Origin of the sequence: Pseudomonas sp. PNPG3, from assembly GCF_023093815.1 — a bacterium.
GTDB lineage: Bacteria > Pseudomonadota > Gammaproteobacteria > Pseudomonadales > Pseudomonadaceae > Aquipseudomonas > Aquipseudomonas asiatica.
The window spans coordinates 1-266 of record NZ_JALLKV010000235.1; the positions used below are offsets into that span (position 1 = coordinate 1).

The following is a 266-nucleotide window of genomic DNA, read 5'->3' on the forward strand; positions in this document are numbered from 1 at the left end:
GCGGTCCGCACCAGGCGGACGTCGCGGAAGAGCCCGCCCCCGGGATACCAGCGGGCGGAGCGGGGCGGGTTGTCGAGCCGGATGGCCAGCAGGTTCGGGCCGTCGAGGTCGACGTACGGGGTCAGGTCCAGGCTCCAGCCGTTGTAGCCGTAGGGCCAGCCGCCGACGAGGCGGCCGTTGAGCCAGACCGTCGCATGGGACATGGCGCCGTCGACCTCGAGCGCGATCGCGCGACCGGCGTCGGCGGCGGTGATCGGCAGCTCGCG

Annotated in this window: 1 protein-coding gene; it reads right to left on the reverse strand. The window is 74.4% G+C overall.

Annotation, left to right across the window (positions count from 1 at the left end; all coding sequences use genetic code 11):
- Positions 1-266: sugar-binding domain-containing protein (locus MJ643_RS30860; protein WP_247727332.1), on the reverse strand; the 266-nt coding region annotated here is incomplete at both ends.